The organism is Pantoea sp. JGM49, assembly GCF_018257655.1.
GTDB classification, from domain to species: Bacteria; Pseudomonadota; Gammaproteobacteria; order Enterobacterales; family Enterobacteriaceae; genus Pantoea; species Pantoea communis.
The window spans coordinates 34,915-49,351 of sequence record NZ_JAERJM010000004.1 but is presented as its reverse complement, the minus strand read 5'-3'; the positions used below and the strand labels follow the sequence as shown (position 1 = coordinate 49,351).

General features: G+C 57.3%; 12 protein-coding genes. All 12 read right to left on the bottom strand.

The window, feature by feature from the left end; translation table 11 throughout:
• Nucleotide 1: 1 nt before the first annotated feature.
• Nucleotides 2-2,050 (bottom strand): hydantoinase/oxoprolinase family protein, encoded by a 2,049-nt coding sequence (locus JK231_RS08300; protein WP_211728356.1) that lies wholly within the window; start codon nt 2,048-2,050, stop codon nt 2-4.
• A gap of 18 nt (nt 2,051-2,068) precedes the next feature.
• A complete protein-coding gene (locus JK231_RS08295; protein WP_034824597.1) occupies nt 2,069-2,515 on the bottom strand; it encodes a GNAT family N-acetyltransferase in 447 nt (148 codons plus the stop codon).
• A 209-nt stretch (nt 2,516-2,724) separates the two neighbouring features.
• Nucleotides 2,725-3,237, bottom strand: a complete 513-nt coding sequence (locus tag JK231_RS08290) for an Lrp/AsnC family transcriptional regulator (RefSeq protein WP_034824599.1) — start codon at nt 3,235-3,237, stop codon at nt 2,725-2,727.
• Nucleotides 3,238-3,379: 142 nt separating this feature from the next.
• Nucleotides 3,380-4,696, bottom strand: coding sequence for a 4-aminobutyrate--2-oxoglutarate transaminase (gene gabT, locus JK231_RS08285; RefSeq protein ID WP_211728355.1), 1,317 nt, complete (start codon nt 4,694-4,696; stop codon nt 3,380-3,382).
• Between the two features lie 115 nt (nt 4,697-4,811).
• Nucleotides 4,812-5,945 carry a M20 aminoacylase family protein gene (locus JK231_RS08280; protein WP_211728470.1) on the bottom strand — a complete coding sequence of 378 codons (1,134 nt, stop codon included), beginning with the start codon at nt 5,943-5,945 and terminating at the stop codon, nt 4,812-4,814.
• A 7-nt stretch (nt 5,946-5,952) separates the two neighbouring features.
• Nucleotides 5,953-6,879, bottom strand: a complete 927-nt coding sequence (locus JK231_RS08275; protein ID WP_211728354.1) for a glyoxylate/hydroxypyruvate reductase A — start codon at nt 6,877-6,879, stop codon at nt 5,953-5,955.
• Complete coding sequence (locus tag JK231_RS08270) at nt 6,879-7,724, bottom strand: GNAT family N-acetyltransferase (protein WP_097117244.1); 846 nt, start codon at nt 7,722-7,724, stop codon at nt 6,879-6,881. The genes JK231_RS08275 and JK231_RS08270 overlap by 1 nt, the downstream gene beginning before the upstream one ends.
• A gap of 100 nt (nt 7,725-7,824) precedes the next feature.
• Nucleotides 7,825-9,489, bottom strand: a complete 1,665-nt coding sequence (locus JK231_RS08265; RefSeq protein ID WP_211728353.1) for an ABC transporter ATP-binding protein — start codon at nt 9,487-9,489, stop codon at nt 7,825-7,827.
• Nucleotides 9,486-10,337 (bottom strand): ABC transporter permease, encoded by an 852-nt coding sequence (locus JK231_RS08260; protein WP_058962118.1) that lies wholly within the window; start codon nt 10,335-10,337, stop codon nt 9,486-9,488. The genes JK231_RS08265 and JK231_RS08260 overlap by 4 nt, the downstream gene beginning before the upstream one ends.
• A complete protein-coding gene (locus JK231_RS08255) occupies nt 10,337-11,290 on the bottom strand; it encodes an ABC transporter permease (protein WP_211728352.1) in 954 nt (317 codons plus the stop codon). Before JK231_RS08255 ends, JK231_RS08260 begins: the two co-directional genes overlap by 1 nt.
• A 27-nt stretch (nt 11,291-11,317) precedes the next feature.
• Nucleotides 11,318-12,922, bottom strand: coding sequence for an ABC transporter substrate-binding protein (locus tag JK231_RS08250; protein WP_211728351.1), 1,605 nt, complete (start codon nt 12,920-12,922; stop codon nt 11,318-11,320).
• A gap of 228 nt (nt 12,923-13,150) precedes the next feature.
• Nucleotides 13,151-14,428, bottom strand: a complete 1,278-nt coding sequence (locus JK231_RS08245; protein WP_211728350.1) for an FAD-binding oxidoreductase — start codon at nt 14,426-14,428, stop codon at nt 13,151-13,153.
• Between the last annotated feature and the right edge of the window lie 9 nt (nt 14,429-14,437).

Below are 14,437 nucleotides of genomic sequence, written 5' to 3'. Positions count from 1 at the left end.
ATTAGTTTGCCTCCACAGGCGTAATCAGCAAGTTGCCAAAGGTATCGACATCCACCTGCATCTGCGGTGGAACACAGGTGGTACAGTCATCTTGTGCGATGATCACCGGTCCGTTGAGATGATGTCCGGCCCGCAGACTGGCACGCACCACCACATCCACCTGATGCGATGCGCCATCAATCCAGGCACTGACACGTTTCGCAACGGCAACGGGCCCGGTCGCGTCGGGTAAGATGTTGAGCGTTGGCTTCGGTGTGGGCGAGGCGATCACTAAACGCAGATTGATAATCTGCACGGGTGCATTGGCATCACAGTGACCAAATAGCAGCTGATGCTGGCGGTCAAAGGCCTCGTGCAAGGCCGCCACGTTGGCCTGCGCCAGCCACTCTGGCTGTAGCGCGACTTCGATCTCAAACGACTGACCGCGATAGCGTATATCAGCGCTGTAGTGCAAGGTGAATGGCATATCAGTGCCGTGTTGCTCGCACAGCCAGCCGCGTGCGCGTTGGCTCAGGCCTTCCGCTTCCGTTGCCAGTGCATCCGCCAGCGTCGCGTCCAGATCGCTATAAAGCGTGCGGATAAAATCATTGCGGATATCCGCCACCAACCCTCCTAGCGCTGACAGCACGCCCGGTGTAGGCGGCACGATCACCCCTTTCATATTGAGTTCGCGGGCGAGGAAACACCCCATCATCGGGCCCGCGCCGCCAAAGGCGAGGAACCAAAATTCACGCGGATCCAACCCAAAACGCGACAGCAATCCGCTGGTATCACCGTACATACTGGAGATCGCCAGCTCGATGGCGGTTTCCGCCGCCTCTTCCACCGTGATACCCAGTTGATCTGCCAGCGGTTGCCAGGCAGCATGTGCAGCAGCAACATCGACTTTCACCGCGTTGTAACCGAGATCGCCATGACCGATCATGCCACAGGCGGCAAAAGCATCGGTCGCCGTCGGTTGCGTCCCTCCACGCTGGAAACACACCGGCCCGGGCAGCGATCCGGCGCTATCCGGGCCCATCTGCAGCACGCCCTGGTTATCGATCCACGCCAGCGAGCCGCCACCCTGCCCCACCGAGGTGACTGCCACTGACGGAATATAAATCGGGAAATCACCGATGATTTCACCGTTGCCCTGCGCCACATGCCCATCGACGATCACCGCCACGTCCGCGCTGGTGCCGCCAATATCAAGACTCAGGATCTTGTCGAAACCACAAGCGCTGGCAAGGAAGCTGGCACCGATCACGCCTGAAGCCGTGCCGGACAACACCATCTGCACACATTCACTTTTCGCCTGCTCCACGCCCATCACCCCACCATTGGATTTGGTGATACGCGGCGGCGGCTTAACGCCCATGGTGTGCAACGCCTGTTCAAACGATTCCAGGTAGTGAATCACCATCGGCTGCACATAGGCATTAATGGTGGCGGTGATAGTCCGTTCATATTCGCGAATGATCGGCCAGATGTCGGCGGAGCAAGAGGTGAGCAGTTCAGGCGCCACCTCGTCGATAATGGCTTTGACTGCTGCTTCGTTGTGGCAATTGCGATAACTGTGTAACAGCGACACCACAATGCCCTGACAACCCGCCGCACGCGCCTGATCAATGGCATCCAGCACACTTTGCCGATCCACTGGCTGCAACACGGTGCCGTGGCGGTCCGTTCGCTCTTTGATGGCAAACACCCGATCGCGGGTAATCAACGGTGCCGGACGTCGCGAAAAGAGATCGTGAATATGAGGAATTTTGAGACGCGCCAGCTCCAGCACATCACAAAATCCTTCGGTGGCAAACAGCGCCAGCCGCACGCCACGTCGCTGGATGACCGCGTTGATGCCCACGGTGGTGCCGTGGGTAAAATAGTCAATATGCTGGGGTTCAATCCCGTCACGCTGCTGCAACTGCGACAGCCCGGTGAGGATTTCGCTGCCGGGCTGATCCGGTCGCGACAGGACTTTTAAGGTATGAATCTGATGAGTCTGTTCATTCAGCACGGCAAAATCCGTAAAGGATCCGCCAATATCAACGCCAACGCGGTAACCCATGGTGAGCAAGCTCCGTTATCAGGAGAGAGGAAATTCCATCAGTTTTTGCGGATCCTGCACCACACGCCAGCCAAGGCGCTGATACAGCTGATGGGCATCATTAGTAGAGAGCATCCAGCGGTGCACCGTGGCCAGCTCCGGGTGCGCACGCACACAGGTCGCCAGCCAGCTGCCCAGGCCGTGGCCTCGCCAGTTTTCATCGATCATCACATCGCACAGCCAGCCAAATCGGGTGTAATCCGTCACCAGTCGCGCGAAGCCAATCTGCTGTTGCTGATGGTAAACACCAAATGGCAACGAACCGGCAAAAGCGCGCTCGGTTTTGGCGCGTGGCTGCGCGTTGGCCCAGTAAGACTTCTCAGTCAATTGCTGGTGGATGTAATCCATATCAAGGCGCTGGCGATCGGTAGAGATGGTGAACTCGTCGCGCTGCCATTGATGATCGGCAAGGGTTAAAGCGGTCATGGCAACTCCTTGTAAAGCGATAAATTGAGTGTACGGATATGCAGGCACAGGACGCGCGTGAAGCCACGACCGGAACAGTAAAGATAAAGGGAATTTACGGCAGAGAAGAAATTTTATGCTGTGGCAGATGCGTTCGGAGGTTCAGGGGCGAATAGCGGAGTGGAAACAATACCTTCTCCCTGTCTGGGAGAAGGTCAGGATGGGGTCAATTACACACTAAAATCCACAGAATTATGCTTAGCAATCAGCGATCGCAATGGAACGGTGCTTTTCATAATCGGGGATTTAATCACGATATAGCTGAAGTACTTATCGATGCCGATTTGTGCGTCCAGCATCTTCTCAATCACTTCCTGGTAGTGCTCGATGCTGCGGGTAATAAAGCGCAGCAAATAGTCGTAGCCGCCGGTAATCAGATGGCACTCCATCAGCTCATCCACGTCGCGAACCGAATTTTCGAATTTCATAAAATCTTCGCGTCGATGGCCCGAGAGCGTGACCTCGGTGAACACCGTAACGGAATCGGTAATTTTGGTCAGATTGATGTGGGCTTCATAGCCGGTAATAAATCCAGCCTGCTCCAGGCGCTTCACCCGTTGCAAACAAGGGCTGGGCGAAAGTCCTACGGCGTCGGCGAGATTGACGTTGCTGATACGGCCATCTTTTTGTAGTTGCACCAGGATGTTGATGTCGATGCGGTCGAGTTTCATTAAGCCGTTCATAGCACCCCTCATTGTTGACCAATCGCGCAGGCTGATACGATGGTATATCACGCTTTGACGTGACGGCGCTAGCGACTTCCGCACGCCACGTCATTCATTGGTCGAGTCAATAATTCCTGAGATATCAATGAGGAAGCCGGATTTATCCCAGGCGACCACTGGCGCGGGCCAGCGCAATATCAAAGATATGTAACGCTTCTTCCAGCTGAGAATCTGTGGTCACCAGTGGCGCGAGGAAGCGCACCACGTTGCGATGCAGGCCACACTTGATCAACAGCAGGCCTTCCTGACAGGCGCAGTCGAGGATTTTCTGCGTCATCGCAGCGTCAGGACGTTTGGTTTCGAAGTCGATGATCTCCACCGCCTGCATAAAGCCCACGCCACGTACTTCACCAATGCAGGCATATTTCTCCGCCAGCTGTTGCAGACGTGCATTCAGCTGTTCACCCAGCTGATTGCTGCGCGCCAGCAGATTGTCGTTTTCCAGCAGGTCCAGCACCGCCAGCGCCGCCGCACAGCCCAGCGCGTTACCGCCATAGGTGCCGCCAAGACCGCCCGGCAATGGCGCATCCATGATGGCTGCTTTGCCGACTACGCCGGAAATCGGCAGACCGCCCCCCAGACTCTTCGCCACGGTCACCAGATCCGGTGTAATGCCCAGTTGCTCGAAGGCAAACAGCGTACCGGTGCGACCAAATCCGGTCTGCACTTCATCGAGAATCAGCACGATTCCGTGTTTTTCGGTAATGCGACGCAGCGCTTGCATAAAGTTCGTACCCGCTGGCAGGAAGCCACCGTCGCCCTGAACAGGCTCGATGATGATTGCTGCCACACGCTCCGGCAGGATCTGCACGGCGAACAACTGTTCCAGCGCTTGCAGGCAGTCATCATCGCTGACGCCATGGAAGGCATTAGGATAAGGCAGGCGATACACCTCTGAGGCGAACGGGCCGAAGTTCTGTTTATACGGCTGGCTCATCCCCGTTAGGGTACAGCCTAGCAACGTACGCCCATGGAAGGCACCCTCAAACGCGATAATGCCGCTGCGGTTGGTGTGCGCACGGGCAATTTTCACCGCATTTTCTACCGCTTCCGCCCCGCTGGTGAAGAACACGCTTTTGAAATCTTCACCTTTGCCGACCAGCGCATTCAGGCGCTGCGCCAGTTCGATATAGCCCGGGTAGGCAACGACCTGGAAACAGGCGTGTGACACCAGCCCAAGCTGTTTTGTCACCGCATTCACTACCGCCGGATGGTTATGGCCCACATTAAGCACCCCAATCCCGCCGACAAAATCGAGATAGCGATTGCCCTCGACATCCCACACTTCACTGCCTTTTGCCCGCTCAATCACCAACGGATGCGCGGTGACCACACCACGCGGCACGTTCTGTTCACGTGTATCCAGTAACAGGCTGTTATCGCTATACGTTTGCTGCTCCGCCATGACATTCTGCATTTTCAAAATCCTCATCCACGTAACGTTCGGTTGGCTCAAGTATCGCAACCCGTTGGTTTCTCACGCTGCCGTAATCAGCAAAGCAGCGGCATTTCGTTTCAAAATCTTCTGCCAATCAGCAGGGAAATTCTGCACGCAGCGCGTGGCGGGCGATGGCCGTCAAAGTCTGAATACCGTGCGGGATCAGCGCATCGTTGAAGTCGTAAGAGGAATGGTGCAACGGCTGGCTGGGTGCCGATCCGATCCACAGATAAGCCCCCGCTCTGGCCTGCAACATAAAGGCAAAATCTTCCGAGGTGAGAGCAGGCTGTCTGGCTTGTTCAGCAGGCATGTCCGCCTCACGCAGGGCATCCAGCGCCAGTTGTGCAGCACCCGCATGATTGACCGTGGCCGGGTAATAACGCAGATAGCTCACCTCTGCCTGCAGACCGTGCGCCGCCGTGACATGTTGCGCCATTTCACGCAGACGGCTTTCAATGATGTCCTGCGCCGCCGGGCTGAACGTACGTACCGTGCCGGTGATACTGGCTTCCGCCGGAATCATGTTGTGTGAGAAACCGCCCTGCATGCGCGTCACCGTCAGCAAACCCGGCTCGCACGGGTCAAGTGCGCGCGCCACCAGCGTATTGAGTTGCACCACCAATTCACTGGTGGCCAGCAAGGTGTCACGTGTCAGGTGTGGCTGTGCCGCATGACCGCCACCGCCCTTTACCGTGATATCAAAACGGTCCGCCGCCGCCATGATGGCACCCGGCCGCGTCTGCACTTCGCCCAGAGGCAGTTCAGGCCAGTTATGCAGGGCAAATACCGCATCGCAAGGGAATTGCTGGAACAGGCCGTCATCGATCATCGCTTTCGCGCCGGCTAAACCTTCTTCCGCTGGCTGGAAGATAAACACCAGCGTGCCGTCAAAATCGCCCTGCTGAGCCAACTGGATAGCCGCGCCCAGCAGCATCACCGTGTGACCATCGTGACCGCAAGCGTGACAGACATTGTCATGCACACTTTTCCACGGCTGGGTGCCGTTATCCTGCATCGGCAGCGCATCCATGTCCGCGCGCAGACCTATCATGCGCGGGCTATTTCCACGTTTCAGCACACCGACCACGCCGGTTTTACCCAGGCCGCGATGCACCTCAATGCCGTGCTCTTGCAGCACCTGCGCCACGATGTCGCTGGTGCGCGTTTCCTGATAGCCCAGTTCGGGATGGACGTGCAGATCCCGTCGCAGAGCGACTAATTGATCCAGTTGCATATCAGTATCCCCGGTTACGATCGATAAGGCCGACCATGGGTTCGCCACGTTGATAGCGGCGCAGATTATCGAGCAGCGCAGCCACCGCGCTGTCGGTTTGCGTCTGGCTGGCAATGTGCGGTGTGAGCCAGATCGCCGGATGCTGCCAGAAAGGATGCTCTGGCGGTAAAGGTTCGGGATCGGTCACATCGAGCACGGCTGCGCTCAATTGTCCGCTGGCCAGCGCCGTGAGCAGATCGTCATGATTTAACTGCGGGCCACGCCCCACCTGTACCAGTGCGGCTCCGGCAGGTAACTGCGCAAACAGCTCAGAGTTGAGTAAACCGCGCGTGCTGTCAGTCAACGGCAGCAAACACACCAGGATGTCGCTGTGTGCCAGAAACTCAGCCAATTGCTCAGCGCCATGCCAGCAGCGCACGCCCTCGAGTTCACGCGGTGTCCGGCTCCAGCCAGCACACTTAAACCCTAATGACACCAGCTGCTGCAAAGATGCCTGGCCGAGTTCGCCTAAGCCCATGACGCCCACCCGCCGCTGATTGGCGGTGCGAATCGGGTGCGTTTGCCACGTTGCTGCGCGCTGTTGCTGGAAATAGCGCGGCATATCACGATGCAACCCCAGCACGGCAAAAGTGACGTACTCCACCATGCCTTGCGTCAGGCCGGGTTCGATCATGCGCACCACCGGCAAATCGGGCGGCAGTTGGCTGAGATCGAACTGATCGGCCCCCGCGCCCACCGACAGTAGCGCTTTGAGATTAGGGAAGGTCGCCATGACATCTTCTGGCGGTTGCCAGGCCACCAGCAGTTCAACCTGTTCTGCGTCACCCACATCCGGCCAGATATGCAGCTGCACATCCGGTGCATGTTCAGCCAGCCAGCGCTGCCAGTGGGCTCCACGCGTGGCTTCCGATTTATAGACGATATGCATCACGCCATCGCCTGGGTCATCAACCCAAACGCCTGCATCTCACCGGCTTGCGGTGACCAAGGCGTTCCCCGATACATGGTGGTGGGCGCGTCAACCTTGACCAGCCCTAAACTCTCCAGCCAGTTTGCCAGTGGCAGTGCGCTGTCGGTGTCGATGCGGACAAACTCACCACCCAGCCCTTGCATCAGCGCGGCCACCAGCGCCTGCGCGACATCAACATGGCGCGCAATCACCGGGCCAATCGCCCAGCCATGCCCAAAACGGCGCAGGCTGGCAAAACCCTGTACCTGCTGCTGCGGATCTTGCAGTAACACGGTCTGGTGATCGGCAACCAGCGTTTGTATCAGTTGCGGGCGCCACATGCCGTGCGCCTGATGATCCAACTCAGTGAGCAATTCAACGTCATCGGCCAGAGCATTGCGCAACGTTAACCCCGTCGGGATGTTGACGGCGGGCACCGCTGCCAGCTCACGCGTCTGGTGCTGCTGAATGGTGCCTTTCACCACAAAACCCAGTTTCTCGTATAGCCCCTGGCCCATTTCGGTAGCATGCAGGCGAATCACGCAATCCGGGAATTTCTCCATCACCGCCAGCATCAACTGCTTACCAATTCCCCGCCCCTGACATGCTGGATTCACCACCACCAGACCAATGGTTGCCGCGCTGTCACCCCAGCGCCAACCGAAGGCGCTGCCGACAAACTGCCCCTGCTCTTCCGCCACCACGCCCTCACCCAGCGCCAGCGCCTGCTGCCAGTCTTCACGGCGATGCGGCCACTTAAGCTGTTGGGTGATGGCATAGCCATGTTCAATATCATCCTGCGTCATGGCGCGTAATGTGATCATTTGCTGCTCCTGGTTTGAGGTCGCCATAAATGGCCACCTGACAAATTCTTTGCGCGACTGCCACAGGGTGGGCACGCATTTGCGCTGGCTTGCACCATCTCTATTCCGCTTTCAGCACTTCTTCGTGCTCGTCCAGCCAGCCTTGACGCAGTTCCGGTACGGCTCGCTTCAGGCGTTCAAAATAAAGCTCACTGGTGGGTTTATCATAATCAGCACGGGAAATCTGCGTCACGATGCGACCGGATTTCATCACCACGATGTCGTCGCATACGGCGCGAACCGCGTGCATGTCGTGACTGATAAACAACACTGACAGCCCTAACTCACGGCGTAGCTCACTGATCAGATCCAGCACCGCCGCCGCGACCACGGTATCCAGTGCCGAGGTGACTTCATCACACAGAATCAGATCCGGCTCCGCCGCCAGTGCACGCGCCAGATTCACGCGCTGCTTCTGTCCGCCCGACAGCGCCCAGGGGCGACGCCACAACACGGTGCGCGGCAGTTTCACCAGATCCAGCAGTTGATACAGACGGCGCTGCAGTTCGAGCCCTTTCAGTTCATGGAACAGCGTCAGCGGACGTGAAAGAATACGCTCAACGCTGTGCGCGGGATTGAGCGCCGTATCCGCCATCTGGAACACGTACTGAATACGGCGCAGTTCATTGTCGGGACGCTTGTGCATGTCACCGTTGATATAGTGACCGTTAAACAGAATATGGCCGTGGCTGGGCGCATTGAGCCCGGCAATCGCATGTGCCAGCGTGGTTTTACCCGAACCCGACTCACCGATAATGCCAATCGCTTGCCCTTTCCACAGCTTGAGATTGATATCTTGCAGAATCAGCGTTTTCGGTTTGCCCTCACTATCACGTGGGCCATATCCGGCACTGAGATCGCGCACTTCCATCAGCGGCTGCACATCAGCCTCTGCGCAGGTCCAGCTACTCTCGCGCTCTTTCTGGCGTGCCGCATCCATTAACAGTTGGGTATATTCGGCCTGCGGCGCACCAATTAACCGTTCGGTGGTGCCATATTCCGCCATTTTTCCGCGCAGCAGCACCAGAATGCGATCCGCCATCTGCGCCACCACCGCCAGATCGTGACTGACGTAAATCGCGCTCACACCGCGCTGTGCCACCACACGGCGAAACGCTTTCAGTACTTCAACCTGAGTGGTGACGTCCAGTGCCGTGGTCGGCTCGTCAAGGATCACCACATCCGGGTCGCCAATCAGTGCCATGGCCGTCATCAGACGTTGCAGCTGTCCGCCAGAGACCTGATGCGGGAAACGGTCGCCAATGGTGTCAGGATTCGGCAATGCCAGCTCGCGAAACAGCGTGATCGCCTTCTCTTTGGCGGCTTTGCGTTTCATGCTGCCATGGATCACCACTGGCTCGATAACCTGGTCGAGAATACGCATTCCCGGGTTGAAGGAGGCTGCTGCACTTTGGGCGATGTAGGCCACTTTGTTGCCGCGAAATTCGCGCAGCTGGCCGGGCGACAGACTACGCACGTCGGTGCCCGCCAGATGAATGTTGCCCTCGGCGATGCGACAACCGTGGCGCGCATAGCCCATCAGCGCCATGGCGATGGTGGTTTTACCCGAACCGGATTCACCGATCAGCGCCAGCACTTCGCCTTTTTGTACGGTAAAACGGATATCTGAAACCAGATCGATCTCTTCGCCCTTATCCGTCTCGGCGGTGACACGCAGGTTTTCAACGGAGATCACGGGCATGGCTGTATGGTGTGTCACGTTCATGCTCCCTCCTTCGCCAGCGTCAGCGGACGCATCTGTTGCAGGCTGTCAATAAACAGGTTGGCACCGATGGTTAAACTGGCAATCGCCACTGCCGGCATCAATACCGCAGGCGAACCGTTAAACAGGCCTTGTAGATTTTCACGTACCAGCGTGCCCCAATCAGCATAAGGTGGTTGCACGCCTAAGCCCAGGAAGCTCAAGCCGCTGAGTAACAGCACGATATAGACAAAACGCAGGCCAAAATCGGTGAGCATCGGATGCACCATATTCGGCAGAATGTCATGGATTGCCACGTACCAGCGGCTTTCGCCACGCAGTCGTGAAGCACGGACATAATCCATATTGCGCAAACTGCTGGCCATAGCGAACGCGATACGGAACGCACCGGGCCAGTAGGTGAAGATGGCTGTCAGAATCAGCATCGGCAGCGAGGAACCAAACACGGCCACAATCATCAGCGACAGCACTTTGCCTGGCAGCACCAACATGGCATCGTTGATGCGGCCCAGCAACTCTTCGAGCCAGCGTCCTGCAACGGCGGCCAGCAGCGCCAGCAAGGTGCCGATTAAACTGGCACCCAGCGCAGCGGTCAACGCCAGCCCAATGGAGAACTTAGCGCCATACAAAATGCGGCTGAGGATATCGCGACCGAGATAATCGGTGCCCAGCAGGTTGTCAGCGGTCATCCCTCCTAGCATCGGGCCACCACCGATATCCTCTACGCTATGCGGCGCCAGTTGATTGCCGAACAGCGCCATCAGTACCCAAAACAGAGAGATTGCCAGGCCAATGCGACCGGAGATCGACAGCGACTGAAAAATTCGTACAGGAAGCAGCAAGCTATTCATCAGCTCCTCCATTTTGGGTTAAAGGCGATAGTCAGGATGTCAGCAATCAGCAGCAGCACCAGATAACAGGCGGCGAACATCATCACGCACAGCTGCACCACTGGCAGATCGCGATTACTCACGGCATCCACCAGCGCACTGGCGAGACCGGGGTAGCTGAAGATCGACTCAATAATGATCACCCCACCAAACAGGTAAGACAGGCTGAGCGAAATGGCGTTGGCAATCGGTCCCACCGCATTCGGCAGCGCATGACGCAACACGGCACGCAGCGGCGAGACCCCTTTCAGCAACGCCATTTCAAGATACGGGCTGTCGAGCTGATTAATGATCGCCGAACGCGTCATCCGTGCCATCTGCGCCACTAATAAGCAGCACAACGTCAGCACCGGCAGTGCATAGGCTTTCAGATAACTGACGAGATCCATGTCGGGGCTGCCAAACGACATCGCCGAGACCCAATGCAGTTTGACCGCGAAGATCAACACTGCCACGGTGGCCACCAGAAACTCCGGTACCGCCACCGTCGCCATGGTGGCGATCACCAGAAAGCGATCCAGTGCTGAACCGCGATTCATGGCGGCCAGGATGCCGATCACCAGCGCCAGCGGGACGCAGATCACCGTGGTGATGCCCGCCAGCTCCAGCGTGGCAGGAATACGCTGCCCCACCAGTTGCGTCACTGGCAGATGACTGGCAAACGAGGTACCAAAATCACCCTGCAACATTCCACCGAGCCAGCTGAAGTAGCGCATCAATAACGGCTGGTCGAGACCCAGCTGCTGGCGTAACGCCGCCACCGTTTCCGGCGTGGCGTTTTGCCCCAGGATCATCTGCGCGGCATCGCCGGGCAGCAGGCTGGTGATAAAAAACACCACCGCCGAGACGATAAGCAAGGTCAGGATGCCCGCACCTGCGCGCCGGGCAATCAGAAACAACATGTATCGGTTCATCGGCGTTCTCCTCTGACGGATGACGGATTAGGCTTTCAGCCAGGCGAACTCATGGAAGCGGTAACCCATCATCATGCCGCTTGGCCAGGCTTCAACACCGCCCACTTTTTTACTGTACCCGTCGAGGGTACTGATAAAGGTGGGGATGATGGTGCCACAGTGGTCATAGATCAGCTTCTGCATATCGCCATACATCTGCTTGCGTTTGCCCTGATCGCGCTCACCGCGTGCGGCGACGACCAACTGATCAAACTGATCGTTCTTCCAGCCCGATTCATTGTTGGCCGCGCTCGACATATAGAACTGAGAGAACAGCATATCCAGCGTTGGACGCGGGTTGATCGAGCCATAACCCACCGGGTCTTTGGTCCAGTGCGTTGACCAGTAGCCGTCATACGGCACGCGACGCACCTTAACGTTCAGCCCGGTGTTACGCGCCACCTGCTGGATTAACTGGCCCCCTTCCACCGCACCTTCGATGTTTGGCGTGGTGATGATCTCAACCGTTGCGCCCTTCATACCGGCTTTCTCGATATGGAATTTGGCTTTTTCGGCATCCAGCGGACGCGGTTTGAGATCGGCGTTAAACAGCGGATGCCACGGCGGCACGGGGGTGTCGTTACTGATATCACCGTAGCCTTGCAGCACGGTTTTCAGCACGGTGTCACGCGGCTGCAGATATTTCATCGCCAACACGAAATCCTCGCTGCTGCCCGGCTTCATGTCGGTGCGGATAATCAGGTTGGTGTACATCCCCGCCTTGCTCTCCAGCACGGCGAAGTCTTGCGTGGCTTTCAAACGATTACTGTCGGCTGCGCTCAGGGTCGAAACGATATGTAAGTCACCCGACATTAGCGCATTGACACGTGCCGCCTGATCGGTGACGCCCAGCAGTTCGATTTCGTCGAGATGTGGCAAGCCGGGCTTGTAGTAGTTTGGGTTCTTCACGCCAACAGAGCGTACGCCCGGCGTGAACTCTTTCAATTTGAACGGCCCCGTGCCAATACCCTTACTGAAGTCTTTGGTGCCATCCTGCACAATCAGGAATGGGGCACTGGCGAGCATATAAGGCACGTCAAAGTTGGCGCTGCTCAGCTCAAGTGTGACTTCGTTATCGTTCACCGCCGTGAAGGTTTTGAACTGATCGGCCAGCTTAAAGGCATTGGAAGCCACGGCGGGATCTTTGTGGCGGCTGAGTGAGTAAATGACGTCTTTCGCGGTGAGAGGTTTACCGTCGTGGAACGTGACCCCTTTGCGCAATTTAATGTGCCAGGTGACACCATCCGAAGACTCCACGGACTCCGCCAGCCCCGGTTGAATCGCCAACTTTTGGTCGAGTTCGGTCAGACCGCTGTAGACCATAAACTGGCGGGTATAGTCACCGCTGTTGTTGCCTTTGGCAGGATCGAGTGTGTCAGTAGCGGAGGCGTTGGACATGGCTGCGCGCATCTTGCCGCCTTTCACCGGTGTTTCAGCCGCAAAGCTCATCTGCGGAAAACCTATCAAGCCGCTGCTCATGACTGCACCCGCAGACAACAACTTCATCAGGCCACGACGTGACAGGGATCCCTCAGTCAGCATACGTGTCAGGGCCGGATTTACAGCGTCAGACTCTTTATCGAATTTACTCATCTGCACACCCTCAATATGAAAAGTGGTTTGTTTGATAATTGAGCGTCAATCAGATCGCCATTAATGTGGCCCCTACCAAACCGGATAGCGTCCGCATGAATGCCAAATCAATGACACCTTAGGATGTGCATTTATGCGTTCCCCTCGAAAGCATTCCCCTGGCGCGCATCAATAGCGACCTGAAGAATCCCATCGTAGAGTGCACATTGATGCGCACCGGATTAACGATCAGGAGAGCCGATCCTTAGCCTTGTAATACAGCCCCGCGAGAGGCAAAAACCAGGGTTTCCCGTGGTAACCGGGCAGCGCAGGCCATGTATCGCGCTGCCAGGGATTTTCGTTACGCTTTTCTGCCAGTAAATCGGCCATCACCCGCCCCATCCACACCGACATCTGTGTGCCGTGGCCGCTGTAACCCAGTGAATAGAACACGCCATCGTGCTCACCCGCATGCGGCAGGCGATCGGACGTCATATCCACCATGCCGCCCCAGCAGTAATCGATGCGCGATTTGCCCAGCTGCGGGAACAGCACGGTCATCGCGGCGCGCAACACTTCGCCGCTGCGCGTATCCGAGGTCGGATTGCTGACGGCAAAACGTGCGCGCCCCCCAAACACCAGACGACGATCGGCAGTGGTGCGGAAGTAGTTGCCGATGTTCAGCGAGGTGACATAGGTGCGGTCTTTGGGCAGCACTTGTTCAATCAGCGCATCACCCAGCGGTTCAGTCACCACGATAAAGCTGCCTACCGGCACGATGCGGCGCTGGAACCACGGGAACGGCCCTTCATTCGATACGCCGGTGGCCATCATGACTTTTTCCGCGATGATCTCGCCCTGGGCGGTGGTGACGCGATGACGGTAGCCATCCAGACGCGTCAAGCCGGTCACCGCGTGATGGGGAAAGATCTTCGCTCCCGCGCGGGCAGCGGCATTGGCGAGACCAATGCCGAACTTGCCCATATGCATCTGGCCACCGCGTTTTTGCAGTAAGCCACCGTGAAAGGCATCGCTGCCCACTTCACGGCGAATCTCATCTTTACTGATCAACTCGATTTCCGGGTCAACTGTGTCACGCATCAGTTGCCATGCACTGCGCAGTCCGGGGAAATGCGACGCTTTGCTGGCGAGCTTGAGCTTTCCGCACAGGCGAAAATCACAATCAATCTGCTCTTCCCGCACCAGTTGCTGGACATAACTCACGGCGTCATCAAAAGCCCGATAGAAGCGACTGGCTTGCTCGATCCCCTGGCTGGCTACCAGCGAAGCAAAGTTTTGCGATACGCCGGTATTGCAGTGTCCACCGTTACGTGCGGAGGCCTGACTCATCACGTTGCCACTTTCCAGCACCACCACGTTGATACCCTGTCGTGCGAGATTCAGCGCGGTTGAGATGCCGGTAAATCCGCCGCCAATCACCACCACGTCAGCAACCGACGGCAGTGCGCCACTCGCTGCGCCAGTAAATGCCGGTGCCGTGGCTTGCCAGAATGATTCGAGTTTCATCGCCGCCTC

Bases quoted from the DNA above. Each gene is read 5' to 3' on its own strand.
- JK231_RS08270 (WP_097117244.1), bottom strand. From the start codon at position 7,724: ATGATCACATTACGCGCCATGACGCAGGATGATATTGAACATGGCTAT.
- JK231_RS08290 (WP_034824599.1), bottom strand. From the start codon at position 3,237: ATGAACGGCTTAATGAAACTCGACCGCATCGACATCAACATCCTGGTG.
- JK231_RS08300 (WP_211728356.1), bottom strand. From the start codon at position 2,050: ATGGGTTACCGCGTTGGCGTTGATATTGGCGGATCCTTTACGGATTTT.
- JK231_RS08275 (WP_211728354.1), bottom strand. From the start codon at position 6,879: ATGCATATCGTCTATAAATCGGAAGCCACGCGTGGAGCCCACTGGCAG.
- JK231_RS08260 (WP_058962118.1), bottom strand. From the start codon at position 10,337: ATGAATAGCTTGCTGCTTCCTGTACGAATTTTTCAGTCGCTGTCGATC.
- JK231_RS08245 (WP_211728350.1), bottom strand. From the start codon at position 14,428: ATGAAACTCGAATCATTCTGGCAAGCCACGGCACCGGCATTTACTGGC.
- JK231_RS08295 (WP_034824597.1), bottom strand. From the start codon at position 2,515: ATGACCGCTTTAACCCTTGCCGATCATCAATGGCAGCGCGACGAGTTC.
- JK231_RS08250 (WP_211728351.1), bottom strand. From the start codon at position 12,922: ATGAGTAAATTCGATAAAGAGTCTGACGCTGTAAATCCGGCCCTGACA.
- gabT (WP_211728355.1), bottom strand. From the start codon at position 4,696: ATGCAGAATGTCATGGCGGAGCAGCAAACGTATAGCGATAACAGCCTG.
- JK231_RS08255 (WP_211728352.1), bottom strand. From the start codon at position 11,290: ATGAACCGATACATGTTGTTTCTGATTGCCCGGCGCGCAGGTGCGGGC.
- JK231_RS08265 (WP_211728353.1), bottom strand. From the start codon at position 9,489: ATGAACGTGACACACCATACAGCCATGCCCGTGATCTCCGTTGAAAAC.